Genomic DNA, 22,002 nt, shown 5'->3' with positions numbered 1-22,002 from the left:
TGGTGTCAGTCAGACGATCCCGCAGATCGTAACGACGGCCGACGCCTCTCCGATGAGGCGATCATGCACAAGCTCGAAGCCCACGAGGTGCCGCTGCACAAGGTGTTCGGCAGTGACTACGACTTCCGGATCCCCGACTACCAGCGGCCCTACGCGTGGGAGGTGGAGCAGGCGCACCAGTTGCTCGAAGACCTCGTCGAAGCGGTCGGCAGCGACGAGCCGTACTTCCTCGGGTCGATGGTCCTCGTCAAGACCGACGGCAAAGCCGACTCGGAGGTGATCGACGGCCAGCAGAGGCTCACGACTCTCACGATCCTCCTCGCGATCGTCCGCGATCTCGCCGCACCGGGAGGCATCCGCGACTCGCTCGGCAAGATGATCGTCGAGCAGGGCGACGAGCTGCTCGGGCTCAAGGCGAAGCCGCGGCTTGCGCTCAGGGACCGGGACCAGGCCTTCTTCCGTTCGTACGTGCAGGAGCCCGGTCACATCGAAGAGCTGGTCGCGCTCGGTGACGGAGTGCTGAAGACCGACGCGCAGAAGGCGATCCGCGACAACGCCAAGGCGTTGCGGGCCGCTCTCGTCGAACTGGGCGAGCAGGCGAGGCTCCAGCTGGTCAAGATGATCAGCGCGCAGACGTTCCTCGTGGTCGTCAGCACGCCGAACCTGGCCAGTGCGCACCGGATCTTCAGCGTGATGAACGCCAGAGGGCTCGACCTCTCGCCGGCGGACATCTTCAAGTCCAAGGTCATCGGCGAGCTCGACGACGAGTACGCCAGGAAGTGGGACGAGGCCGAGGTGAGGCTCGGCCGGAACGACTTCGCCGACCTGTTCCTGTACATCCGGATGATCTTCGCCAAGGAACGCGCCAAGCAGGACCTCATGACCGAGTTCCCGAAGCAGGTGCTGAACCAGTACCTGTCGGGACGGCAGGCCGAGTTCGTCGACGACGTGCTGGTGCCCTACGCCGAGGCGTACGAACAGATCCGCGACTTCGGGTACGAGTCGGCGGTCAAGGCCGAACAGATCAACTCGTGGTTCCGGCGCCTCGCTCAGATCGACAACAGCGACTGGTTGCCGCCCGCGCTGTGGGCCGTACGCCACCACGGTGACGACCCGGTTTGGCTGGACGGGTTCCTCGGCAAACTGGAGCGGCTCGCCGCCAGCATGTTCATCCGTCGCATCTACACCACGCCCCGGGTGATCAGGTACTCCAACCTGCTGCGGGACCTCGCGGCCGGGCGCGGGCTGGACTCCCCGGCGTTCGTCCTCGACGCCGGCGAACGCGCCGAAACCGTGCGACAGCTCGACGGCGCGCTCTACCTCGTCCAGAAGACGCGGAGGTACGTGCTGCTCAGGCTCGACGAGATGCTGGCAGGGGACTCCGGAGCCGTCTACAAGTTCCCGGTCATCACGGTGGAGCACGTCCTGCCGCAGAACCCGAAGGAGGGCTCGGTGTGGCTGAGCGACTTCTCCGCGGAGGAACGCGCCACCTGGACCCACCGGCTCGCGAACCTCGTGCTGCTCAACAGGTGGAAGAACGCCCAGGCCGGCAACAAGGACTTCGCCACCAAGAAGGTCAAGTACTTCCTGAGCGGCAACGGCGTGGCCGCGTTCGCGCTGACCAGCCAGGTGGTCGCACAGCCCGAGTGGACGCCCGCGGTGCTGGAGACCAGGCAGAAGGAGCTGCTGCGCACGCTCGCCGAGGGCTGGGAGCTGTGATCAGGGCTTCCGGCGTCTGAGCGCGAGGACGATCACCGCCGCCACCGCGAGCACGCCCGCGACGCCCAGCGCCAGATCACCGATCGCCAAGCCGTTCTCCTGGGCGAACACGAGGGCCAGTCGCATGAGGTCAACGTAGCCCTTGGAGCAACGCCGTGACGAGGATTGTGTGGGACCGTATGAGGTGTGCTGCAAGCCTGTCTGAACGGCTCCCGCACAGCCGAGGAGCACCCGGCCCTGCCGTTGTCCGCGGAACGCCTCGCCGAGGACGCGGCTGACGTCGCCGCGCTCGGCGTCACGTCGGTGCACATCCACCCGCGGGACGTCATCGGCGCGCTCACGCTCGTCGGGTCCGAGGTGGCCACGACGATCGCCACGGTCCGCGCCGCCGTGCCCGGCATCGAGATCAGCGTGTCCACCGACGTGCCCGGCAACGCAGGCGTGCTCATCGGCAGCTGGGCGCCGCTCGCGGCGGGGCGGCCGGACATCGCCGCCGTGCACGTGGGCCGGCCCGGCTGGCGCGACCTCGTTGACGCCCTGCGCCGGGTCAACGTCGAGGTCGAGCTCGTCGTGGCCTCGCCCGGCCTGCTGACGGAGTTGCCGGACGGCATCAGCCGGATCACGGTGACCGCGACGCGCGCGGCGGCGGAAAGCCTTCTAGGCGAGGTGGAACCGCTCGGTCTGCCGGTTCTGTTGCACGGCAGGGATGCCGAGGCCTGGTCCGTCCTCGACTACGCCGCGCTGCTCGAACACCACGTGCGCATGGGTCTGGAGGACACGCTGCACCTGCCCGACGGCCGCCGGGCGAAGAACAACGCCGAGCTGGTCGCGCTGGCGCGCAGACGTCAGCGGTCCAGGGCTCCCAGCTAGCCGGGGAGCACCGCTAGTCGGGGAGCACCACGGCGACGATGCCGGCCAGGTGCGCCAGGCGCGCCACCTCGGCCGCGCGGAACATCGGGCCGCCGGGGCGGCCGACCACGAGGACGCGGTCCGGCTTGCCCAGCGGCGTCGCGGCGAGTTCGGTGCCCAGCTCGCGCCAGGTCTCCGGTACCCACTCCTCCTCGCCGTCGAGCACGGTCGCGCGCTCCAGCGGGAACCACGGCACGTCCGCCATCCGCGTCTCCGGGGCGGCCGACGACGCGGTCAGGCGGTTGATGCCGGTGCCCTCGGGCCCGACGACGACGGCCCAGCCGGCGCGGATGATCTTCGGGACGCCCTCGGTGAAGATCTCGAGGCCCTTCTTGGGCTCCTCGGCGATCTCCTCCACGAGCTCCAGCTCGCGATGGGTGTCCAGGATGCCCGCGTAGGGGCGCACCGCGTCGACCTCGACGCCCTCGATGGACTCGGCGGCGGTGATGAGGGTGTCCGGCAGGCGGCCGGACGGGAGCTCCACCACGAGGTCGTCGATGGCGATGCCGGAACCGCGTTCCACCACGTCGACGCTGAGTATGTCCGCCCCGATCTCGCCCAATGCCGTTGCGACCGCGCCGAGGGTGCCGGGACGGTCCGGGAGCTGGACCCGGATCAGGAACGACAAGGTGAACGCCTCCATAGCTCGTGCGAGAGACCCCGCGCCTCGCGCCGTTGCCGGTCGGTGATTCTCGCAGACGCATCGTCGGCGCATGACCTGCTGTCCGCGTTGCGGATCGGTTAAGTTGACGTGCCGGTCAACCACGGAGGCGGTAACCCGTTCGAAGGCGCGCCTGACCAGCCCATAGACTCACGGGGTTCCCGATTCGTATCCCGACCCTACGGGGGTTGACAGGAGTGCCCAGCATCTCCCGCGACGAGGTCGCGCACCTGGCGAAGCTCGCCAGGCTGGCTGTTACCGAGGACGAGCTCGACTTGTTCGCCGGACAGCTCGACGTGATCCTCCAGTCGGTGGCCTCGGTTGGCGACATCGCCACTGCCGACATCCCGCCGACGTCGCACGCCGTTCCGCTGACCAACGTCTTCCGCGAGGACGTGGTCCGTCCGAGCCTCGGTCAGCAGCAGGCGCTCTCCGGCGCTCCTGAGGCCGAGGACGGCCGGTTCCGCGTGCCCCGCATCCTGGGTGAGGAAGCATGACCAACGACCTGATCCACGCGACCGCGGCCGAGCTGGCCGCGAAGATCCACAGCGGCGAGGTCTCCAGCGTCGAGGTCACCCAGGCCCACCTGGACCGCATCGCCGAGACCGACGGGAAGGTCCACGCCTTCCTGCACGTCGACACCGAGGGCGCGCTCGCGCAGGCCCGCAGGGTCGACGAGGCCGTCAAGGCGGGTGAGCAGGTCTCGCCGCTCGCCGGCGTGCCGTTGGCGCTCAAGGACGTCATGACGACCGAGGGCGTGCCGACCACGGTCGGTTCCAAGATCCTCGAAGGCTGGATCCCGCCCTACGACGCCACGGTGACGCGCAAGCTCAAGGAAGCCGGCGTCGTCATCCTCGGCAAGACGAACATGGACGAGTTCGCCATGGGTTCGTCCACCGAGAACTCGGCCTACGGCCCCACGCACAACCCGTGGGACCTCGAGCGCATCCCCGGTGGCTCCGGCGGTGGCTCGTCCGCCGCGCTGGCCGCCCTGCAGGCGCCCCTCGCGATCGGCACCGACACCGGTGGCTCGATCCGCCAGCCCGGCGCCGTCACCGGCACCGTCGGCGTGAAGCCCACCTACGGCGGTGTCTCCCGCTACGGCCTCGTCGCGTTCTCCAGCTCTTTGGACCAGGCCGGTCCGTGTGCGCGCACGGTGCTCGACGCCGCGTTGCTGCACGAGGTCATCGCGGGCTACGACCACATGGACTCCACGTCCATCAACGCACCCGTGCCGCCGGTCGTCGCCGCTGCCCGCGAGGGTCTGAGCGGTGACCTGTCCGGCCTGCGCATCGGTGTCGTCACGCAGTTCAGCGGTGAGGGCTACCAGCAGGGCGTGGCGCGCAGCTTCGAGGCCGCCGTGTCGCAGCTGAAGGAGCTCGGCGCGGAGATCGCGGACGTGTCGTGCCCGAGCTTCGACTACGCGTTGCCGGCGTACTACCTCATCGCGCCGAGCGAGTGCTCGTCGAACCTCGCCCGGTTCGACGCCATGCGCTACGGCCTGCGCGTCGGCGACGACGGCACGCGCAGCACCGAGGAGGTCATGTCGCTGACCCGCGAGGCCGGTTTCGGCCCGGAGGTCAAGCGCCGCATCATGATCGGCACGTACGCGCTGTCGTCCGGTTACTACGACGCGTACTACGGCTCGGCGCAGAAGGTCCGCACGCTGATCACGCAGGACTTCGCGAAGGCGTTCGAGAACTTCGACGTGCTCATCTCGCCGACCACGCCGACCACGGCGTTCAAGATCGGTGAGCGCGCGAACGACCCGATGGCCATGTACAAGGCCGACCTCTGCACCATTCCCGCGAACCTCGCGGGCACGCCGGCGATGAGCGTGCCGAGCGGTCTGTCCGATGAGGACGGTATGCCGGTCGGCCTGCAGATCATGGCTCCGGCGCTGCAGGACCACCGCATGTACCGGGTGGCCGCGGCCTACGAGGCGGCGCGTGGCGCGTTCGGAGGTCCGTCGCTGTGAACATCAAGAAGGCACGGGGTCTCCTCGGTCTCGCCGGTGCCGTCGCGGGAGCCGTGGGAGCGTTCTCCGGCTTCCGGAACGCCCGTGCGAAGAACGACAAGCTGATGCTGGCGAACGCGATCGCCAGCATCGCCGTGGCGATCACCGGTGCGGCGCTGGCCGCGCGTGCTCTGCGGAAGGACGAGTTGGCATGACCTCCCTGGTTGAGCTGATGGACTACGACGAGGTCATCGAGAAGTACGACCCCGTCCTGGGCCTGGAAGTGCACGTCGAGCTGCACACCAACACCAAGATGTTCTGCGGCTGTGCCAACGCCTTCGGCGGTGAGCCGAACACGAACACCTGCCCCACGTGCCTGGGCCTCCCGGGTTCGCTGCCGGTGGTGAACGGCAAGGCCGTCGAGTCGGCGATGCGCATCGGCCTCGCGCTGAACTGCGAGATCGCCGAGTGGTGCCGGTTCGCGCGGAAGAACTACTTCTACCCGGACATGCCGAAGAACTTCCAGACGTCGCAGTACGACGAGCCGATCGCGTTCAACGGCTGGCTCGACGTGACGCTGGACGACGGCGAGGTCATCCGGGTCGAGATCGAGCGCGCGCACATGGAGGAGGACACGGGCAAGTCGCTGCACGTCGGCGGCGCCACCGGTCGCATCCACGGCGCCGAGCACTCGCTGCTCGACTACAACCGCGCCGGTGTGCCGCTGATCGAGATCGTCACGAAGATGATCCCGGGCACCAAGGAGCGCGCGCCCGAGGTCGCCCGTGCGTACGTCACGGCGCTGCGCGACCTGCTCAAGGCGCTCGACGTGTCCGACGTCCGCATGGACCAGGGCTCGCTGCGCTGCGACGCGAACGTCTCCCTGTCGCCGAAGACCACCGGCGCCCTGGGCACCCGCACCGAGACCAAGAACGTCAACTCGCTGCGCAGCGTCGAACGCGCCGTCCGCTTCGAGATGACGCGCCAGGCCGCGGTGCTCGAGTCCGGCGGCGAGGTGATCCAGGAGACCCGTCACTTCGACGAGTCGTCGGGCACGACGTCGCCGGGCCGCAAGAAGGAGACGGCGGAGGACTACCGCTACTTCCCGGAGCCCGACCTGGTCCCGATCGCGCCGTCGCGCGAGTGGGTCGAGGAGCTGCGCCTCACGCTGCCCGAGCTCCCCTGGGAACGCCGCGCGCGCATCCAGAAGGACTGGAACCTCACCGACGAGGTCCTGCGCGACCTGGTCAACGCCAACGCGCTGGACGTCATCATCGCCACCGTCGAGGCGGGCGCGAAGCCGGACGAGGCCCGCTCCTGGTGGGTGTCCTACCTCGCGCAGCAGGCCAACTCGAAGGGCATCGAGCTCACCGACCTCGCCATCACCGCGGCCCAGGTGGCCAGGGTGATCGAGCTGGTGAACGCGGGCACGCTGACGAACAAGCTCGCCCGCGAGGTCGTCAACGGCGTCCTGGAGGGCGAAGGCTCCCCGGACGACGTCATCGAGAAGCGCGGCCTCAAGGTCGTCTCGGACGACTCGGCCCTGGAGAAGGCCGTCGACGAGGCCCTCGCGGCCCAGCCCGACGTCGCGCAGAAGATCCGCGACGGCAAGGTGCAGGCGGCCGGCGCCATCGTCGGCGCGGTCATGAAGGCCACCAAGGGCCAGGCGGACGCCGCGCGCGTGCGCGAGATCGTGCTCGCACGCTGCTCCTAGATACACATTCGCCAGAAAAATCACAAAGGGTCACCTGTTCGTGCAGGTGGCCCTTTGTGATCTTAGGCCGTCCGAGTGGCTGTTAGCTAAATGAGACGTATGTGCGTAGCCGTGTGTGCGAGTCTCTCCGTGCAACTCATCTGGGGGGATGAGAAGTAAGTAGTCCAAACGAGGGGGGAATCCTCATGACTGTTCAGCGCGAGAACTTCGACGTGGCCGTGACCGAGGTCGTTCAGGAAGCCGAGTCCGTGCTCGAGGGCACGCCGGTGGTCGAGCCGGACCCGATCCCGGCGCCTCCGACGGAGGTGCCGACGCCGGACAAGAAGGAAGACCCCGAAGTCACGCCGATGTGCTGCGGCGGCGGCCCCGGTATGCCTCTCCTGAAGATGCCGCACCAGCCGGGTTGTCCGAAGTTCGAGGTTGTGTAACCGTGCGTGTTCTGTCCGTCAACTCGGCGTGCCCCTGGTTGGCGGACAGCGGCGTGCACCAGGGTGTGGTGTGATCATCACATGCCTGCTCGTGCTCTGGACCGGGCACGTGAGTCGTATCAGAGAGGGTGGGCCGAGCAAGCGAAGTTCCGCTTTCCGTCGGCCATCCGGCTTCTCAAGCGTGCTCTCGTGCACACCGAACGTGCGGACGCCACCGCTGAACGTGCGGAACTGCGTGCACGCATCATGTACACCCTCGGCCTCTGCCAGGGTGAGATCAGCGGCATGGGTGTCGCGGTCGAGGCGTTCGACCAGGCACGCAGGGAGATCGACACCATCCCCGACGTGGCCTTGCGGGCGCGGCTGCACGGCAGCGTCGACGGCAACCAGGGCCTCATGGTCATGCGTTTGGGACAGCCGGACCAGGCGGTCGAGTGGTTCAGCCGGTACATCTCCTACGCGGAGCAGGAGATCCAGCCGGGCGAGCACGATCCCAGCCTGATCCAAGGGCTGGTCTCCTGTCTGCTCAACCGCGGGTTCGCCTACGCGGCAGTCCGCAAGCGCGACCCCGCGATCGCGGATCTGGAACGGGTCATCAAGATCGGCAGCGAGCACAACCTGCCGCAGTACTACCCCTTCGCGGTCCACGCGCTCGGCAACGTCCACAAGCAGAGCGGCGATCTGGCGGAGGCCCTTCGCCGCTACGAGGAAGCAGAGCGCATCTTCCGCGCCGAAGATCAGCCTGAGCGGCTCGCCCGGCTGCAGCTGGATCAGGCCGAAACGATGCTCATGATCGGTCTGTCCGACGAGGCCGGTAAACACCTCGACGAAGCGCTGCCCATGATGCGTACGCACAAGTTCGGGCAGGAGATAGCCGAGGTCGAGATGTTCCGGGCCTCGGCAGCCCTGCTGGACGGTGAGCTCGACCTCGCTCGGCGGATGGCGAAGGCCTCGATGCGCAAGCTGGAGAAGCGCGGCAGCACGTGGTGGATGATGGCCGCCCTGATCGAACTCTGGGCGCACGCCATGCAGGCCAAGCGCGTGACGAGCGCCTTGACGCAGAAAGCTCTCACGCTGTCCGAGTACCTCGCAGCCAACCACCTCGTCGACGAGGCCAGGCTGGCGAAGCTGCTCGCGGCGCGCCTGGAGGTCCGCAGGGGCAGGCTCGGCGACGGAGAGGAGCTGCTGCGGCAGCTACCAGGACCGCGAGCCGTCACTCCGATCGATCACCGCATGCAGCGCAGGCTGGTGCTCGCCGAACTCGCTCTGGCCAAGGGAAATCGCCGTTCGGCACTGCTGCACGCGCGCAAAGGGCTGGAGGAACTGGGCCAGGTCCGCGATCAACTCGGCGGACTCGAACTGGTATCGGCAACCGCCGTGCACGGACGTCAACTGGGCGAACTCGCTGTCAATCTGGCGCTGGAGAACAATGCCGCGCGACAGTTGTTCGTGTGGCTGGAACGCACGCGGGCGCAGACGTATCGCTACGAACCGCTGGAGGACGTCGAGAACCCGGAGTTGGCTGAGCGGATCGTCGAGGTGCGAGGCCTCGGCCGCGACCTGATGCGAGCTGGTCTCGACGGAAGACCAACTGCGGACCTGCGTGCCAAGCTCTCGAAAGCCCAGCGCGAAGCCAATCGTCTCGGCTGGAACGCGCAGCGCTGGGGCAGACCGCGCCCGATGGCGGGCATTGGCGAGATCATCACCGAGTTGGGTGAGCGGGCCATGGTCAGTTTTGTGGTCTCGGGAGACGGGATCGTCGCCGTGGTCGTCGCGGGTGGTCATGTCCGGCTGGTCAGGCTCGGCGACGCGAGCGAGGCGCTGGAGAGTGCCCAGAAGCTGCACTTCGACCTCAACGCGCTGGCCCCGGACCACCTGCCATCACCGTTGGTTGCGGTCATCGGCGGTTCAGCACGCAGGCAGGCTGATCGGCTCGACGAGCTCTTGATCAAGCCGCTCACACACCTCATCGGTGATCGAGAACTGGTGGTGGTGCCGACGGGTTCGCTCTACGCCGTGCCATGGGGCGTGCTCCCGCGCCTGCACGGCCGACCGGTCGTCACGGCGCCTTCGGCTACGGCATGGCTGGCCGCGACTCAGGCAGCCAAGCCGGGAGCTGACCAGGTGCTGCTGGTGAGGGGGCCCAGCCTGCAGTTCGCGGACGGTGAGCTCGACCGCCTCGCTGCCTACCACGCCAAGGCCACCGTCCTCTCTGGTGACGACGCGACTGCGGGAAAGGTGCTCTCGCACCTCGATGGAGCCGACCTCGTCCACGTGGCAGCGCACGGCGAACACGAGACTGAAAACGCGTTGTTCTCGCGGCTCGAGCTTGTCGACGGGCCGTTGTTCGCCCACGAGCTGGGCAGGCTCAGGACACCGCCCGCACATGTCGTGCTGGCCGCCTGCTCCCTCGCACTGAACCGCATCAGGCCCGGTGACGAGGCGTTGGGGTTCGCCGGCGCGATGCTGGCCGGAGGTACGCGGACGGTGGTCGCCGCGGCCAGCAAGGTCGGGGACGAGGCCAGTGCCGCGGCGATGGCCGACTACCACCGGGCGCTGGTGGCCGGGGCCGCGCCGGCGGTGGCGCTGGCCGAGGCGATGGCGAAGGACCCGTTCCGCCGGCCGTTCCTCTGCCTGGGGTCCGGCTAGGCCGATCGAGTGGTCGTCGGGTGGGAAGGCGCTGGTCAGCGGTGACTTCCACGCTGGCTGCGCACGTGCTTGGTGAACTTCTCTCCTCGTTGTGCCATCTTGGACTGGACCGAGGGGATGCAACGGCCCGCCTAACGGCTCTAGTCGATGGGCGGGCCGTTGTGCGAGAAACGACCGCATGCGCAGAACTCTGCTCGCTGTTCTCCTGGCCGCCGCCGCGGTGATAGCGGCACCCGCGACCGGAACAGCGCAACCTTCGAGTCCAGACCGAGAACCGGGCAACGGGCCCGAGCGCAACGAGATCGCCACGCTGGACAACGCTTTCCAGGCGCAGTCCGTGCTGGCCCAGGGGGAGAACCAGGCCGACAGACACCAGGGTTACCCGCGCCGGACGACGCTGCGGACGTACCCGGAGAACCCGGCCGACAAGTCCATCAAGCTCGGCCTCGCGCCGTACCACTCGCTCGCGCCGAAGCTGAACGCGTTGCAGCAGAAGAGCAACAGGATCTCCGTCGAGGTCGTCGGGCAGTCGGGGCTCGGGCGCGACCTGTACCTGGTGACGCTGACGGCGCCGGAGAGCGCGACGGAGACCCGGATCCAGGAACGGTTCCGCGCCACCATCGAGGAAGGCCGCACTGTTCCGGCGGGCCTGTACAAGGCACCGATCTGGATCAACAACAACATCCACGGCGACGAGTGGGAGGGCACCGACGGCGCGTTGCGCGTCATCGAGCACCTTGCCACGAGCAACGACGCGGACACCAAGAAGTTGTTGCAGCGCAGCAGGATCTACTTCAACCTCACGGCGAACCCGGACGGCCGTGTCGCCGGCACGCGCGCGAACAGCGCCGGCTTCGACCTCAACCGCGACTTCGTGACGAGCTCCCAGCCCGAGAACCGGGCCATGCAGGACGTCGTGGAGCGCACCCAGCCGTTGATGATGCTGGACGAGCACGGCTACGTGGCGAACACGCTGATCGAGCCGACCACGCCGCCGCACGGCCAGAACTACGACTTCGACCTGTACATCAAGCACGGCTACGCCAACGGCCTGCTGATGGAGAAGGCCGTGCAGGCGCTCGGGCACCCCGAGGCGGCGAAGCCGGAGATCCCGTTCCGCGACTACCCCGTTGGCGAGTGGGACGGCTGGGCGCCGATCTACACCGCCCAGTACTCGATGTACCACGGCGCCGTCTCGTACACGATCGAGATCCCGATGCGCGTCAACCGCGGCGACTACGACGCGCTGCCGGCGGCGGAGCTGCAGCGCCGTTCGAAGATCAACACGGATGTCGTCGAGGCCACCATCAAGACCACGCTCGACTACGTGGACGACAACCGGCGCAGCCTGATCGAGAACCAGACGGAGATGTTCCGCCGCGGCGCGGCCGGCGAGAAGCAGCGGTTCATCCCCGACGGCTTCGTGCCCGGCTTCGGGCCGGAGGACCGCTTCAGCACCGAGTTCCCGCGTGCCTACGTGATCACGAACGACCGGTCCGCACCCGCCACCGCGCGGCTCGTCGACCAGCTCGTCCGGCACGACGTCCGGGTCGAACGCGCCGAGAGGCCGTTCACGCTGGGCGGCAAGCGCTACCCGGCAGGGTCGTACGTCGTGGACATGCACCAGCCCAAGCGCGGCCTCGCGAACGTGATGCTGGAGCAGGGCAGCGACATCTCCGACAAGGCCCCGGTCATGTACGACATCTCCGGCTGGAGCCACCGCCTGCTGTGGGGCGCGTCGGTCGACGTCTACCGCGGCGGCCAGTTCCGCTTCGACGGCAAGCCCGTCACCGCGGCCTCGCCGACCGGCGCCGTCGACGCCGCGCCGGGCGCCGACCTCGCGCTCACCCTGACCGACCAGAAGGACGTCAGCGCGGCCAACGACCTGCTGTCGCGCGGGCTCGAGCTGCGCCGCCAGGACGACGGCACCATCGTCGTCCCGGCAAGGGAGAGGGCCGCCGCGCAGGAGGTCGCCGACCGCTACGGCGTGCGCTTCACCACCGCCAAGGCCGGCGGCGAGGCGTTGCAGCGCAAGGTGATCGCGGCCGCCGTCTCCGCCGACGAGCTGCAGGTGCTGCGCGAGTCCGGGTTCGACGTCCGCACGATCTCCACGGCGGTGCTGAACGCGGGCTTCGACTGGTCGCGGATCGACGCGCTGTACGTGGGCGCGGGCCTGAACTACAGCCAGCTCAACGCCACCGCGAAGGCCGCGCTCGACGAGTTCCTCAAACGCGGCGGTGTCGTCACGCGCGGAGCGACGGGCAGCAGGTTCAACGCCGACGCCAAACTCCTGCAGGTCACCCCGGTCGCCGGCTGGGAGGACGCCAACGGTGTGGTGAACGTCGTCAACGGCACCGGTCCGGTCGGCTCCAACGCGTTGCCGCACTCGTTCGTCTACGCACCGCAGTGGTTCACGAACCTCGGCGCGGGCGTGACCGTCGAACAGCGCTACGGCGCAACGGTGATCGCCGCGGGCCATTGGCACGCACGGGACAACGGCACCGGCGGACAGGACGCGGCAGCGGGTCAGGCCGCGGTCGTGTCGGGTACGGCGGCGAATGGCGCGAAGGTGGTGTTGTTCGGCACCGAGCCGATGTTCCGCAACCACCCGAAGGGCCTGTACGCGCAGGTCGCGCGCGCTCTGTTCTGGAGCGCCAGCTAAGGACCAAGGGGGCGGGGAAGGCCCCGACAGCCTTGCCCGCCCCCTCGCAATACCCCGCTCAAGGGTTCCCGGTTCCCGATCTACGAAACCTCCCCGGCCCCCGGCGGCAGGAAGCCGTGTGCCGACAGGTCGAACCAGTTGCCCTCGGGGTCGACCGCCCGGTACTCCGCGAACGGCCGGTCACCGCCCCGCAACGCGGGCCGCGGCTCCAGCGTCTCCAGGTACGGCGCGACGTCGTCCACCTGGAACCCGAAGTGGTTGAACCCGGCCGGCACGTCACCGTCGAGCCGCTGCTGGATCAGCGCCAGGTTGACGTACCCGTCGGTGACGAAGTGGCTGCCGTCGGGATCGGTGTGGAACAACGACATCCCGAACCGCGACGTGTAGAAACCGGCCATTTCCTCCGCGTTCCGCACGACGAACGCGATGTGCCGCAACCTGGGCCTGCTCATGGCTTTCCCTTCGGGATCATGTTGTGGAACGCGGCGATCTCCCACCCGTTCTCCCGCCGCACGACGACGGCCTGCGCGTGGGTGGAGATGCCCGCCGGGGCGATGGACGACGTGACGTGCACCACCGAGATGTCCGAGGTCAGCGGCCTGATCAAACTGATCTCGGCGGTGAGCTTCGTGTCGCGGTACGGCCCCGCGAAGAGCTGGGAGTGCCCGGCGGCCACCGCGTGCCGCCCGAACAGCTCCTCGCCGCGCACGGTCACGAAGTCGACGTCCTCGGCGAAGACGGAGGCGAACGCGGCGCCGTCCCCGAGGGCCCAGCCCTGCTCCATGCGCTGCCACAGCGCGTAGATCTGTTCGCTCATGAGTGGTTCATCCTCAACGGCAGGCGCAGGCACTCGGCGTCCCATGCGGCAAGCGAGTAGTAGAGGCCGCCGTGGCGGCGTTCGAGGTAGCAGACGACGTTCACGGGCCATCCGCTGTTGCGGAACATGTGCTCGTCCATCGGTGTCGGGCTGTCGCTCAACGGCCGGTCGCGCTCGCACTCGGGCCCCAGCCGGTGCCAGTCCGGGTGCAGGTGGATCGAGCCGAGGACGTCCAGGCCGGACGCGTCGGCCTTCCGCGTGATCGTGAGCAGGTCGGCGGGGTCGAGCCACCACGCCCGCACCGGGTTCTCGTAGGCCGTGCCGAACCGGGGCACGATCGTCGACGAGAACTCCTCACGCGCCGAGGGATCCGTCAGGCGCGCGTTGCGGCCGAACGCCACCTCCGACACCACGGCCTCGCCGCCGGCGGACCGGCCGAGCAGCACCGCGAAACACGGTCTCGGCTCGTCCTCGGTGATGAACGAGTATTCGGCGGACGCGGCCTCCAGAAACGTTTTCACGGCACGATCCGAAAACAGCACCGCGTCGGTGCGCGCCGGGCGTTCGGCCAATTCCATCACGTGATCGAACGTATCGAGACCAAGTCGTCTCACGCGAGATAGCGAAGGGTGTTCGCCCTATTACATTGAGCGATAACATCGGGCTCATGCGTCTGGAAGTGCGGCACCTGGAACTGGTCGTGGCGATCGCCGACTGCGGCAGCCTCCGCAAGGCCGCCGCTCGTCTGCACCTCACCCAGCCCGCGGTGACGACGCAGCTCAAGCGCATCGAGGACCACCTGGGCGGCACGCTGTTCCTGCGCGCGGCCGATGGCGTCAAGCTCACGCCGACCGGTCAGGACTTCGTCCAGGAGGCGCGGTCGATGCTCATTCAGCTCGTGGAGCTGGAACGCGTAACGCGCCGTAACGCGCAATATGCCAGCGCTCCGACCAGGCTCGCGGGAATTCCCGCATACCACTTCGGACTACTGGCAGCCGCGCTGAAGGACAACGTCACCAGCCGCACCATCAAGGAGACGGGCACGCTCACCGCGTTGCTCACCGCGGGCGAACTCGACATCGCCGTTCTGCGCCGATTTCCCGGCACTCCGCTGACCCTTCCGCCGAACGTGGGGCATCGCCTGCTCACCCGCGAACCGCTGTTCGTCGGCGTCCCGGAACAGCACCCGTGCGCACGCCGGCCCGAGATCCCGCTGGAGGCCCTGGCGGGCGAGAAGTGGGTCATGCCGGAGCCCGATGACAGCGGCATGAACGCCCACTTCGCCCGCGAGTGCGCAGCCAGGGGCTTCGAGCAGCGGATCGCGCACTTCAGCAGCGAGGCGCACGTCGCGCTGACGTTGATCAGGGAGTCCGGCGCGGTCTGACCGCTGTACCCGGTCGGCGGCACCCCGTCCGGAGTCGCGCGCCTGCCGATCACCGGCAACCCGCTGGTGCGCGAGGTCGTCCTCGCGTGGCACACGGACGCGCCGGTCGCGCAGGAGATCGACGACCTGTGCGAGCAGGTCGCCACGGGCTACCTGAAGCTGGTCGAGGAGAGCGAGGTCTACGCGCGGTGGTGGCGCGACGGAGGAGAGCGGTTCGCGCTCGGCTCCTGACCGCTCAGTCCTTCGTGCCGCCGCCGTTGTTCGGGCGCACGATGATGACGACCCGGTCGTCCGACGACACCGGCGTGCCGCCCGCCTTGTTGACCGTGCCGACCAGGGACGCCGACTCGTTCAGCATCTCCATCGGCCCGAGCAGGCCGAAGCCGTCCTCCGCCATCGCGATCTCGGGCTTGCCCGTGAAGGCACCGGCGGAGTTCATCGACAGCGACTGGTAGCCGGGCGTCTTGGACGTCGCCACGGACAGCTGGTCGGAGTACGACGAGCACCCCATCACGCCCGGCCGGTCCGGCCACGCCCACGCGACCTCGCCGAGCTTGCCCGGGGTAACGCGGTAGACGACGTCGCCGCTCGCGGCCCAGTCCGTCACCCAGGTCTTCGTGGTGTCCGCCGAGACGCACAGGCCGCCGGGCAGCCGCAGTCCGGAGGAGACGACCGCGCTGCCGGCCGTCGGGTTGCCCTGGGCGGGCTGACCGGAGCCGTCGATCCGCAGCACCTTGCCGGCCAGGGAGTTCGGGTCGGCGGCCAGCGCGGGGTTTCCGGCGTCGCCGGTCGCGACCAGGATCGCTCCCTTGCGGTCGCTCGCCAGCACACCCCGGTTGCCCGACGGGCCCTTCGGGATGCCGGTGAGGATCGGCTTGGGCGAGTCGCCGGGCGCGATGCGCAGCACCCGGTTGTCCGTCGCCGTCGTCACGTAGACGTACGCGAGCTGGTCCTCGGCGAATGTCGCCGACAGCGCGAGCCCGGTCAGCCCGCCGTCGGTCGACGCGTCGACCTGCAGCTGGGCGACCACGACCGGGTCGACGTCCTTGGTGACCTTGAGCAGCCGGCCGCCGCGTTCGGTCGCGTACGCCGCGACGCCGCCCTGGGCGTCCGCGCCGATCGGGGCGACGCCCGTGACGGTGTTCAGGCAGGTGGCCACGACGGCCGGGTGGTAGTCCTTGCAGCCCTGCGGCGGCGGCACGCTCTGCGGCGCCGGGTTGCGGCCGGGATCACCGGGCGTCGGGCGGTACTCGCCCGGCAGCTCCGGTTTCGGGCCCGCCTGCGGGGTCAGCTGTGGTTGCGCGCTCCACTGCGTGGGCGCCGGCTCGTCGGGAAAGCTGGCGCAGCCCCCTGCCAGCAGGCAGACGGCGGTCAGCAACGCTACGGAACGAACCACGACTCCAGGTTAGGTGCGGGACCGTGAACCCGAAGTCAACTTCTCGGAAGTGGCGAAGTCGACCGAGCGGACGCGGCCGAGCAGCAGGTCGAGCTCGGCGCTGACCACCTCGGGCGCCTCCAGCGGCAGGTAGTGGCTGCACGGCAGCACTCGCAGCCGTGCCTGGGGCAGCGCGGCGACGGGCCCGGACATGCTCTCCGTCGTCGCCAGCACGTCGTCACGACCCGCCAGCAGTGTGACCGGGCACACGATCGAGCCGAGGTCCTGGCGCGGCGTCTCGCCCAGCGCGAGCGCCAGCGTGAAGTACCAGCGCCAGTCGTGCTGCAGGAACCGGCTCACCGCCTGACCGACGGCCGCCGGGTCGCTCGAAGGTTTGATCACGCCGCTGTGCCGCAACAGGAACGTCGTCGCGTCCGTCACCGGGACGCGGTGCAGCACCTTGTCCAGCACCGGACCGGCCTGCTGGAGCAGCCTCGTGCCCGTCAGCCCGACGATCCGGCGCACGCCCTTCGGCACCAGCGGCAGCATGGCGTCGAACGAGTCACCCGGCGCGCCCGCGACGAGCAGCAGGCCCGCCACCCGTTCCGGATGACGCAACGCCAGCTCGGCCGCGATCGTCACGCCCATCGACCAGCCCATGACGACGCACCGCTCGACGCCCGCGTCGTCCAGCACGGCGATGGCGTCCGACACGTGGTCTTCCAGCGAGATGTTGCGCTCGTCGACCGGGCGGTCCGAGCCCATCGTGCCGCGCATGTACCAGCTGAGCAGGCCGCCGCGACCGGTCAGCGAGGGCCACGACTCGGGGCCGGAACCCACGCCGGGGCACAGCAGCACAGGTGTGCCCTCACCTGGCGCCTGCCACGTCCGGATCTTCGTGCCGTCCCACGCGATGATGTCGTGCTCCCGCATGACGGACATTCTGACGTACTTTGGCCTGGTGACGCTCACCGTGCTCGTGCCAGATGATTTCGGGGTTCAAGCGCTGTCCCAGGTGGACGGTGTCCGGCCGGTCCGCTACGTGCCGGGGGAGCCGCTGCCGTCTGACGCCCGGAACGCCGAGGTGCTGATCCCGCGGTTCCTCGCGGGCACCGACCCGCGCGAGGTCTTCGCGCAGCTGCCGGACCTCAAGCTCGTGCAGTTGCTCAGCGCCGGTGCGGAGAACTTCGTCGGCAAGGTGCCGGACGGCGTGATGCTCTCCACCTGCCGGGGCGCCCACGGCGGCAGCACCGCGGAGTGGGCCATCGGCGCGTTGATCGCGATATACCGAGACTTCCTCGTCTTCGAGCGGGCCAGGGCCGAGGGCCGCTGGGACTACCACCTCACCGACACGCTGCAGGACAAGAAGGTCCTGATCGTCGGCGCCGGCGACCTGGGCGAGCAGCTGAAGCGCCGCCTCGAACCGTTCGACGCGACCGCGACCCTGGTCGGCCGCACCGCCCGGGAGGGCGTGCACGGCCAGGACGAGCTGCCGCAGCTGCTGCCGGAGTTCGACGCGGTGGTGATCTTCACGCCGATGACGGAGGAGACCCGGCACCTGGTCGACGCCAAGTTCCTGGCCGCGATGAAGGACAACGCGATCCTGGTCAACGGCGCGCGCGGCCCCGTCGTGGACACGGACGCGTTGCTCGCCGAGCTGAATTCCGGGCGACTGCGCGCGGCCCTCGACGTGACCGATCCCGAACCGCTGCCCGCCGATCATCCACTGTGGACCGCGCCGGGCCTGTTCCTCACCCCGCACGTGGCCGGGTCCTGCACGGGACACACGCAGCGCGCCTACGCGATCGCCGCCGCGGAGGTCGCCCGGTTCGCGGCCGGGGAGGAACCGCGCAACCTCGTGCGCGGCACCTACTAGTCCGTTCGGGTGAAACTGGGCTGCCGTTCGGCTCTCGCGCGCCCGCGCGAGGCCCCCTAGCGTGCGGGCGTGGCTACTCACGACAAAGGCTCGGCGAGTTCGAGCGCTTTCTCCGACGACTCGTTCTACTCGAGCAGCGGAGGGGGAGTGCACCACTTCGACGACGGCACCACCAGAGCCGGGTCGGACGTCCTGTCGCCGTACGACTCCACCACGAAGTCGTTCGACACGACGGCCTACACGCCGCTGGACAAGTCCACAGAGGACTCGCGGGACGCCGACCCGTTCGACGACGAGCGCAGGAAGTTCGGCTGGACCGCCGGCCCGGACATCGGCCTGCTCGGGCTGCGCGCCGTGCTCGGCGGCATCTTCGTGCTGCACGGCCTGCAGAAGGTCTTCGGGCTCTTCGGCGGCCCCGGCATCAACGGCTTCGCGCAGTCGCTCGAGAAGATGGGCTACCGCGAGTCGGTCGTCCTCGCGTGGGTCACCGGCATCACCGAGCTGGCCGGCGGCGCCCTGCTCGTGCTGGGCCTCTTCACGCCGCTCGCGGCGGCGGGCCTGCTCGCCGTGATGGCCAACGTCATCGCGCTGCAGTACAAGGGCGGCTTCTTCGGCCCCAACGGCGTGGAGCTGGAACTCGCGCTCGCGGGCATGGCCTTCGCGGCGCTGTTCGCCGGGCCCGGCCGGGCCGCCCTCGACTACAACCGCAGCTGGTTCCGCCACCCGCTGGCGGCCGGGTTCATCGCGCTGCTGATCGGTGCCGGTGGCGCCGCGGTGACCTACTTCGTCTTCCGGTAAGACTCTCCGCATGAAGAAGAACCTGACGGGAGCGGTGCTCCAGCTCGCCCTGCTGGTGATCGGGTTCCCGATCGTCTACCTGGTGGCGTTCCCGTTCGGGCTCACCGCGAAGTCCCTGCTGCCGCCGCTCGGCCTGCTCGCGGGCCTCGTCGTCGCCGGCGTCATGGTCAAGAAGACGGAGCAGCCCGTCAGCGGACCGCTGACGGGCTGGCTCGTGTTCGGCGCCGCCGTGGCGCTCGCCCTGGTTCTCTAACGGCTCGGGTCGCGCACCGCGCCCGTGGACGCGTCCGTCGCCATCCGCGCGTACGCCCGCAGCGCCGCCGTCACCGGGCGAACCCGGTCCACCGGCTGCCACGGCCGTTCCGACGCCTCCATCTTGGCGCGGCGCTCGGCCAGCACGTCGGCGTCGACCAGCAGCTCCAGCCGCCGCTCGTGCACGTCGATCAGGATCCGGTCGCCGTTCTCGACCAGGCCGATCGTGCCGCCGCCCGCCGCCTCCGGCGAGATGTGACCGATCGACAGGCCCGACGAACCGCCGGAGAACCGGCCGTCCGTGATCAGCGCGCACTTCTTGCCGAGGCCGGAGCCCTTGAGGAACGCCGTCGGGTGCAGCATCTCCTGCATGCCGGGGCCGCCTGACGGGCCCTCGTACCGCACGACCAGCACCTCGCCCGCCTGGATCTCCTTGTTCAGGATCGCCGAGACGGCCTGCTCCTGGGACTCGACGACGCGCGCCGGGCCCTCGAAGTGCCACAGCTCCTCGTCGATGCCCGCGGCCTTGATGATCGCGCCGCGCTCGGCCAGGTTGCCGCGCAGCACGGCCAGGCCGCCGTCCCTGGTGTAGGCGTGCTCGACGTCGCGGATGCAGCCGCCGGCCGCGTCGGTGTCCAAAGAGGACCAGCGGTTCGACGTCGAGAACGCCTCGGTCGTCCGCACACCGCCGGGAGCGGCGTGGAACAGCTCGACCGCCTCCGGCGACGGGTTCTCCGCGCGGATGTCCCACTTGCCGAGCCACTCCGCCAGCGTCGGCGTGTGCACCGACGTGACGTCGTCGTTCAGCAGGCCGCCGCGGTAGAGCTCGCCCAGCAGGGCGGGGATTCCACCGGCCCGGTGCACGTCCTCCATGTGGTAGTCGGAGTTCGGCGACACCTTGGACAGGCACGGCACGCGGCGGGACAGGTCGTCGATGTCCTGCAGCGTGAAGTCGATCTCGCCCTCCTGCGCGGCGGCGAGGATGTGCAGCACGGTGTTCGTCGAGCCGCCCATGGCCATGTCGAGCGCCATCGCGTTCTCGAACGCCTTGCGGTTCGCGATCGACCGCGGCAGCACCGACTCGTCGTCCTCGCCGTACCAGCGCCTGCACAGCTCCACGACCACGCGGCCCGCCTCGGAGAACAGCTCGCGGCGCGCGGCGTGCGTCGCCAGCGTCGAGCCGTTGCCCGGCAGCGAGAGCCCGAGGGCCTCGGTGAGGCAGTTCATGGAGTTCGCGGTGAACATGCCGGAACAGGAGCCGCACGTCGGGCACGCGGAGCGCTCGACCTCGGAGAGCCCGTCCTCGCTCACGGCGGGGGAGGCCGAGGCGGAGATCGCGGTGATCAGGTCGGTCGGCGCGACGGCGACGCCCTCGACGACGACGGCCTTGCCGGCCTCCATCGGGCCACCGGACACGAACACGACGGGGATGTTGAGCCGCATCGCCGCGTTCAGCATGCCGGGCGTGATCTTGTCGCAGTTCGAGATGCACACGATCGCGTCGGCCTGGTGCGCGTTGACCATGTACTCGACGGAGTCGGCGATGATCTCGCGGCTGGGCAGCGAGTAGAGCATCCCGCTGTGGCCCATGGCGATGCCGTCGTCGACGGCGATGGTGTGGAACTCGCGTGCGACACCGCCCGCCTCGCGCACCGCCTCGGCCACGATGTCCCCGAGATCGCGCAGGTGCACGTGGCCGGGCACGAACTGCGTGTAGGAGTTGGCGATCGCGATGATGGGCTTGCCGAAGTCGCTGTCGGTCATGCCGGTCGCGCGCCAGAGGGCGCGGGCACCCGCTGCGTTGCGGCCGTGAGTGGTGGTGCGAGAGCGGAGCTGAGGCACTGCTCCTCCAGATTCAGTTCAAGAAAAAAGCGCGCGGGACGCGGGGGTGCGGCGTCCACCAGTCTGGGAGCGGTGACTCAAAGGTTACTTGTGCGCAGACTCGCTCGGACCAGCAGACAGGCCAGTGCGAGCGTGATCACGTGCACGACGGTGCACCACAGGCAGATCTTGCCGATGAGCAGGAACTCGGCCGCCACCAGGTAAACGACCATCAGGACGCCGACTCCGACGGCCGCGAGGCGCACCCACTTCAGGGCGTCGATCCGCCACGCGAACGGGAGGCAGATCACGGTCAGGAACGCGAAGAAGGCCAGTCCGAGGAACGCGACGGGGATGCCCAGCAACTCCGACTGCTCGCTCGTGGTCACGGTCTCGCAGTCGATGACGGCGTCAGCCGAACACAGCAGCGCGTTCGCGTCGAAGTGCGTGTACGTCAGATATGCCGAGGTCAGCAGGCCTGCGATGGAGAGCAGCAGGCTCAGCAGCGGAACTCGTTTGATCACTTCTCCGACTCTACGACCTCGTTCTCGGGCTCCTCCGCGACGGGTTCTTCGGCGACGGGTTCTTCCGTGGCCGTCGGGTCGGGCACGCGGCCACCGCTGACGAGGGACAGCGCCGGCAGGTGCATGAACCGCACCGCGGGCAGCGTGACCTCGGAGTCGTCGTCCTTCACGGCCTTGAGCCAGCCCTTGTGGGCCAGCCGGATCGACTTCACCTCGGACCACTTGAGCGTGGTCGTGCCGAACACGCCGCGGGCGACGAGCTCGTCCTCGGTGACGGTCGTGCGGTTGCGAATCACCCAGTAGGCGTACGCGAGCGGGAGGACGTAGAGCGCTTGCAGTCCCGGAGCGAGCCACGCCACAGGGGTGACGCAGATGGCGATCAAACCCGCTGCGAGCAGGGCCGTTGCCGGGATGCGAAAGACCAGCTTCTTCACTCGGAGGATTGTTCCACGTCCA

24 protein-coding genes are annotated in these 22,002 nt (G+C 69.1%); 14 read left to right on the top strand and 10 right to left on the bottom strand.

Features of this window, described 5'->3' with window-relative positions; all coding sequences use genetic code 11:
- Positions 1-63 precede the first annotated feature (63 nt).
- Positions 64-1,719 carry a DUF262 domain-containing protein gene (locus ORI60_RS34930; RefSeq protein ID WP_266042272.1) on the top strand — a complete coding sequence of 552 codons (1,656 nt, stop codon included), beginning with the start codon at positions 64-66 and terminating at the stop codon, positions 1,717-1,719.
- Here ORI60_RS34930 and ORI60_RS34925 read toward each other — a convergent pair whose 3' ends face one another.
- The gene (locus ORI60_RS34925) at positions 1,720-1,845 is read right to left on the bottom strand and encodes a hypothetical protein (protein WP_266042271.1); all 126 of its coding nucleotides are present in this window, start codon (positions 1,843-1,845) and stop codon (positions 1,720-1,722) included. It abuts the gene before it with no gap.
- Between the two features lie 60 nt (positions 1,846-1,905).
- Here ORI60_RS34925 and ORI60_RS34920 point away from each other — a divergent pair, with 60 nt between their 5' ends.
- A complete protein-coding gene (locus ORI60_RS34920; protein WP_266042270.1) occupies positions 1,906-2,589 on the top strand; it encodes a 3-keto-5-aminohexanoate cleavage protein in 684 nt (227 codons plus the stop codon).
- A gap of 13 nt (positions 2,590-2,602) precedes the next feature.
- Here the strand turns inward: ORI60_RS34920 and ORI60_RS34915 are convergent, their stop codons facing one another.
- Positions 2,603-3,256: an ACT domain-containing protein gene (locus tag ORI60_RS34915; protein ID WP_030479787.1), complete on the bottom strand. Its 654-nt coding sequence runs from the start codon at positions 3,254-3,256 to the stop codon at positions 2,603-2,605.
- Between the two features lie 230 nt (positions 3,257-3,486).
- On the opposite strand from ORI60_RS34915, the gene gatC reads away from it, so the two are divergent.
- The 7 genes from gatC to ORI60_RS34880 all read left to right on the top strand — a co-directional run bounded on the left by gatC (position 3,487) and on the right by ORI60_RS34880 (position 12,699).
- A complete protein-coding gene (gene gatC / locus ORI60_RS34910) occupies positions 3,487-3,786 on the top strand; it encodes an Asp-tRNA(Asn)/Glu-tRNA(Gln) amidotransferase subunit GatC (protein WP_030467875.1) in 300 nt (99 codons plus the stop codon).
- The gene (gene gatA / locus ORI60_RS34905; protein ID WP_266042269.1) at positions 3,783-5,267 is read left to right on the top strand and encodes an Asp-tRNA(Asn)/Glu-tRNA(Gln) amidotransferase subunit GatA; all 1,485 of its coding nucleotides are present in this window, start codon (positions 3,783-3,785) and stop codon (positions 5,265-5,267) included. The genes gatC and gatA overlap by 4 nt, the downstream gene beginning before the upstream one ends.
- On the top strand, positions 5,264-5,461 hold the full coding sequence (locus tag ORI60_RS34900) for a hypothetical protein (protein ID WP_266042268.1): 198 nt from the start codon (positions 5,264-5,266) through the stop codon (positions 5,459-5,461). Before gatA ends, ORI60_RS34900 begins: the two co-directional genes overlap by 4 nt.
- Entirely contained in the window at positions 5,458-6,960 is a 1,503-nt protein-coding gene (gatB, locus tag ORI60_RS34895; RefSeq protein WP_266042267.1) for an Asp-tRNA(Asn)/Glu-tRNA(Gln) amidotransferase subunit GatB, read from the top strand. The genes ORI60_RS34900 and gatB overlap by 4 nt, the downstream gene beginning before the upstream one ends.
- Before the next feature lie 185 nt (positions 6,961-7,145).
- Positions 7,146-7,388 carry a hypothetical protein gene (locus tag ORI60_RS34890; protein ID WP_266042266.1) on the top strand — a complete coding sequence of 81 codons (243 nt, stop codon included), beginning with the start codon at positions 7,146-7,148 and terminating at the stop codon, positions 7,386-7,388.
- 189 nt (positions 7,389-7,577) lie between these two features.
- Positions 7,578-10,037, top strand: coding sequence for a CHAT domain-containing protein (locus ORI60_RS34885; protein ID WP_266042265.1), 2,460 nt, complete (start codon positions 7,578-7,580; stop codon positions 10,035-10,037).
- A gap of 178 nt (positions 10,038-10,215) precedes the next feature.
- The gene (locus tag ORI60_RS34880) at positions 10,216-12,699 is read left to right on the top strand and encodes a M14 family zinc carboxypeptidase (protein WP_266042264.1); all 2,484 of its coding nucleotides are present in this window, start codon (positions 10,216-10,218) and stop codon (positions 12,697-12,699) included.
- An 80-nt stretch (positions 12,700-12,779) separates the two neighbouring features.
- On the opposite strand, the gene ORI60_RS34875 is transcribed toward ORI60_RS34880, so the two are convergent.
- Genes ORI60_RS34875 through ORI60_RS34865 form a run of 3 tightly spaced genes read right to left on the bottom strand, consistent with a single transcriptional unit; the run spans position 12,780 to position 14,037 of the window.
- Positions 12,780-13,151: a VOC family protein gene (locus ORI60_RS34875; protein WP_266042263.1), complete on the bottom strand. Its 372-nt coding sequence runs from the start codon at positions 13,149-13,151 to the stop codon at positions 12,780-12,782.
- Complete coding sequence (locus tag ORI60_RS34870; protein ID WP_266042262.1) at positions 13,148-13,516, bottom strand: SgcJ/EcaC family oxidoreductase; 369 nt, start codon at positions 13,514-13,516, stop codon at positions 13,148-13,150. The genes ORI60_RS34875 and ORI60_RS34870 overlap by 4 nt, the downstream gene beginning before the upstream one ends.
- Positions 13,513-14,037 (bottom strand): hypothetical protein, encoded by a 525-nt coding sequence (locus tag ORI60_RS34865; protein WP_266042261.1) that lies wholly within the window; start codon positions 14,035-14,037, stop codon positions 13,513-13,515. Before ORI60_RS34865 ends, ORI60_RS34870 begins: the two co-directional genes overlap by 4 nt.
- A gap of 146 nt (positions 14,038-14,183) precedes the next feature.
- Between ORI60_RS34865 and ORI60_RS34860 the strand changes: the two genes are divergently transcribed.
- Together ORI60_RS34860 and ORI60_RS34855 are read left to right on the top strand one after the other, a co-directional pair.
- On the top strand, positions 14,184-14,900 hold the full coding sequence (locus ORI60_RS34860) for a LysR family transcriptional regulator (protein ID WP_266042260.1): 717 nt from the start codon (positions 14,184-14,186) through the stop codon (positions 14,898-14,900).
- 66 nt (positions 14,901-14,966) lie between these two features.
- The gene (locus ORI60_RS34855) at positions 14,967-15,131 is read left to right on the top strand and encodes a hypothetical protein (protein ID WP_266042259.1); all 165 of its coding nucleotides are present in this window, start codon (positions 14,967-14,969) and stop codon (positions 15,129-15,131) included.
- Between the two features lie 4 nt (positions 15,132-15,135).
- Here ORI60_RS34855 and ORI60_RS34850 read toward each other — a convergent pair whose 3' ends face one another.
- A complete protein-coding gene (locus tag ORI60_RS34850; RefSeq protein ID WP_266042258.1) occupies positions 15,136-16,296 on the bottom strand; it encodes a PQQ-dependent sugar dehydrogenase in 1,161 nt (386 codons plus the stop codon).
- A gap of 9 nt (positions 16,297-16,305) precedes the next feature.
- A complete protein-coding gene (locus ORI60_RS34845; RefSeq protein WP_266042257.1) occupies positions 16,306-17,208 on the bottom strand; it encodes an alpha/beta fold hydrolase in 903 nt (300 codons plus the stop codon).
- On the opposite strand from ORI60_RS34845, the gene ORI60_RS34840 reads away from it, so the two are divergent.
- The 3 genes from ORI60_RS34840 to ORI60_RS34830 all read left to right on the top strand — a co-directional run bounded on the left by ORI60_RS34840 (position 17,207) and on the right by ORI60_RS34830 (position 19,202).
- On the top strand, positions 17,207-18,151 hold the full coding sequence (locus tag ORI60_RS34840) for a 2-hydroxyacid dehydrogenase (RefSeq protein ID WP_266042256.1): 945 nt from the start codon (positions 17,207-17,209) through the stop codon (positions 18,149-18,151). The two genes, ORI60_RS34845 and ORI60_RS34840, sit on opposite strands and share 2 nt — an antisense overlap.
- A gap of 69 nt (positions 18,152-18,220) precedes the next feature.
- Positions 18,221-18,949, top strand: a complete 729-nt coding sequence (locus ORI60_RS34835; protein WP_266042255.1) for a DoxX family protein — start codon at positions 18,221-18,223, stop codon at positions 18,947-18,949.
- Between the two features lie 10 nt (positions 18,950-18,959).
- Positions 18,960-19,202, top strand: a complete 243-nt coding sequence (locus ORI60_RS34830; RefSeq protein ID WP_266042254.1) for a hypothetical protein — start codon at positions 18,960-18,962, stop codon at positions 19,200-19,202.
- Here the strand turns inward: ORI60_RS34830 and ilvD are convergent.
- The 3 genes from ilvD to ORI60_RS34815 form a co-directional block, all read right to left on the bottom strand.
- On the bottom strand, positions 19,199-21,043 hold the full coding sequence (ilvD, locus tag ORI60_RS34825; RefSeq protein ID WP_266042253.1) for a dihydroxy-acid dehydratase: 1,845 nt from the start codon (positions 21,041-21,043) through the stop codon (positions 19,199-19,201). The two genes, ORI60_RS34830 and ilvD, sit on opposite strands and share 4 nt — an antisense overlap.
- 77 nt (positions 21,044-21,120) lie before the next feature.
- A complete protein-coding gene (locus ORI60_RS34820; protein WP_266042252.1) occupies positions 21,121-21,546 on the bottom strand; it encodes a vitamin K epoxide reductase family protein in 426 nt (141 codons plus the stop codon).
- Positions 21,543-21,980 (bottom strand): PH domain-containing protein, encoded by a 438-nt coding sequence (locus ORI60_RS34815; protein WP_266042251.1) that lies wholly within the window; start codon positions 21,978-21,980, stop codon positions 21,543-21,545. Before ORI60_RS34815 ends, ORI60_RS34820 begins: the two co-directional genes overlap by 4 nt.
- Between the last annotated feature and the right edge of the window lie 22 nt (positions 21,981-22,002).

Source organism: Lentzea sp. NEAU-D7 (assembly GCF_026242055.1).
GTDB lineage: Bacteria > Actinomycetota > Actinomycetes > Mycobacteriales > Pseudonocardiaceae > Lentzea.
This window is presented reverse-complemented; position numbering and strand designations above follow the sequence as displayed.